Genomic DNA, 2,574 nt, shown 5'->3' with positions numbered 1-2,574 from the left:
GTTCCGACGGGGCCCTCGGGCGGCTCCGCCCGCGTGGGGGGACGCACGGGCGCTTCGGCCGGGCGGGACGCGGCTCCGGCTGCGGGCGTCTGATCCGTCGCGTAGGTGGTCATCCGCATGCCGTCGGCGTACACCCAGTGCCCGTGGGCGGAGTCGTAGAGCCACACGGACTCGCCGTCGACGACGACGCCGATCCGCATGCCATGGGTGCGGGCGCGGAACGACTCCCGGTCGAGGCCGCCCGCGAGGTCCTCCACCGCGGAGCGGTAGCGCGCCAGGGCCTCCTGCGCCCGGCCCAGCAGCGGACGCGGATCGGCGGCGCGGGTGAGCGGCCCGTCCGCCGCGGGCGGGTCCTGCGGTACGGCGACCAGGCGGCGTCCGTCCACCCAGGCCGACCAGCCGTTGAAGCACAGCACGTGCCCCCAGTCGCCCTGCCGCTCCAGCAGCTGCACCGGCAGCAGCGGGTCCAGGTCCACGGTGGGCCGGGACGGGTCTGGGGCCTCCCAGGCGGGCATCCCGTTCTGCGGGACCACGTGCGTGGGCCGGAATCCAGGAGTCGTCACAGGCGCTGCCTACTTCCGCATCACGGCCGGTTCGTGGCGGCGCAGCAGCCGGGACACCAGGAAGCCGAAGAGCACCGACAGCACGACCAGCATCCCGACGTCGAGCAGCCACGTGCCGGCGGAGTGCTCGAAGAGGGGGTCCTTCGTCAGATCGTCGGGCACGATCCGGGCCAGCCCGACGGTCCCGGCCATCGCCGCCAGCGCCCAGCGCGCCGGCACCAGCCAGCCCAGCTGCTCCAGCCCGGGGGTGTCGGCCAGCTTGAGCAGAGCCCCGCAGAAGACGACCTGGACGATGGCGATGAGCACGAGCAGCGGCATCGTCACCTCTTCCTTGCGCACCAGCGCGGAGACGAGCAGGCCGAGCATCATCGCGGTGAACGCCAGCAGGGCCACGGCGACCGTGATCTCCATCAGGGGCGGCATCAGCACGCCTTCGCCGCCGGGTGCGTTGAGGTCGACGCCGAGCAGGGCGACCAGGGTCAGCACCACCGCCTGGAGGACGGTGATGACGCCCAGGACGACGACCTTGGACATCAGATACGCCGATCTGGACAGGCCCACCGCCCGTTCCCGCTGGTAGATCACGCGTTCCTTGACGAGTTCGCGTACGGCGTTGGCCGCTCCGGTCAGCACCGCGCCGACGCACAGGATGAGCAGCGCGTTCAGCGCCGTGTCCCGCGTCAGTTTGCCTCCTGCCAGGGCGCGGGCCATCGCGCCCATCACGAACGGCAGGGCGATCATGATGATCAGGAAGGTGCGGTCGGCCAGCAGCGCGGACGTGTACCGGCGCACCAGCGTGCCGAGCTGGGCGCCGCGGCTGCGCGGCCGGGGCGGGGCGGTGATGACGACGGGCTCGGACCGTGGCTGCGGGGGCTGCGCGGAGGCGTCGGCCACGTACCGGCCGTGGAACGGCGAGGCGAGGTACTCCCCCGCCCAGTCCCGGTTCGTGTCCCGGTCGAAGGCCTCGAAGGCCTCCGGCCACTCCTCGAAGCCGAAGAAGGCCAGCGCCTCCTCGGGCGGCCCGTAGTAGGCGATCTTCCCCCCGGGCGCGAGCACGAGGAGCCGGTCGCAGACGTCCAGGCTGAGCACGCTGTGGGTGACGACGATGACGGTCCGGCCGTCGTCGGCGAGGCCGCGCAGCATGTGCATCACCGAGCGGTCCATGCCGGGGTCGAGGCCGGAGGTCGGCTCGTCGAGGAACAGCAGCGACGGCTTCGTCAGCAGCTCCAGAGCGACGCTGACGCGCTTGCGCTGGCCGCCGGACAGGCTGTGCACGGGCTGGTCGGCGCGCTGCTCCAGGCCGAGTTCGCGGATGACCTCGTCGACCCGGGCGCGCCGCTCGGCCTTGGCGGTGTCCTGCGGGAAGCGCAGTTCGGCGGCGTAGGAGAGGGCTTTTCGCACGGTGAGCTGGGCGTGCAGGATGTCGTCCTGCGGAACCAGGCCGATGCGCTGGCGCAGCTCGGCGTAGTCGCGGTAGAGGTCGCGGCCGTCGTAGAGGACGGTGCCGTGGCCGGCGGGCCGCTGGCCGGTGAGGGCGTTGAGGAGCGTGGACTTGCCGGCGCCGCTCGGGCCGACGACGCCGAGCAGGCACTTCTCCCCCACCGGGAACGACACGTGGTCGAGGAGCGTCTTGCGGCCGCGGTCGACGGTGACCGCGAGGTCCTGCACGTCGAGCGAGACCTCGCCGGTGTCGACGTACTCCTGGAGCTGGTCGCCGACGAGGCAGAACGCCGAGTGGCCGATGCCGACGATGTCGCCCTGGCCGACCGCGGCAGTGGTGACGGGGCTGCCGTTGAGGTACGTGCCGTTGTGGCTGCCCAGGTCGACGATCTCGTAGCTGCCGTCGGGCAGGGCGCGCAGTTCGGCGTGCCGGCGGGAGACCGAGAGGTCGTCGATGACCAGGTCGTTGTCGGGGGCACGGCCGATGCGGACGGTGCGGGTGGGCAGCGGACGTACGGTCGTGGGCTGCCGGTAGGTGCCGGTGTGCGCCGGCATGGAGACGGCGGAGGGG

The 2,574-nt window shown here is 72.6% G+C and carries 2 protein-coding genes; both read right to left on the bottom strand.

Annotation, left to right across the window (positions count from 1 at the left end; all coding sequences use genetic code 11):
• On the bottom strand, window positions 1-563 hold a 563-nt coding region (locus C1J00_RS41900), incomplete at its 3' end, for a hypothetical protein (protein WP_102914049.1).
• 9 nt (window positions 564-572) lie between these two features.
• A partial coding sequence (locus C1J00_RS41895) for an ATP-binding cassette domain-containing protein (protein WP_102914048.1) occupies window positions 573-2,574 on the bottom strand: 2,002 nt, incomplete at its 5' end.

Source organism: Streptomyces cahuitamycinicus (assembly GCF_002891435.1).
Lineage (GTDB): Bacteria > Actinomycetota > Actinomycetes > Streptomycetales > Streptomycetaceae > Streptomyces > Streptomyces cahuitamycinicus.
Note: the sequence above shows the minus strand (reverse complement) of the source record. Positions and strands in the feature narration are given on the sequence as shown.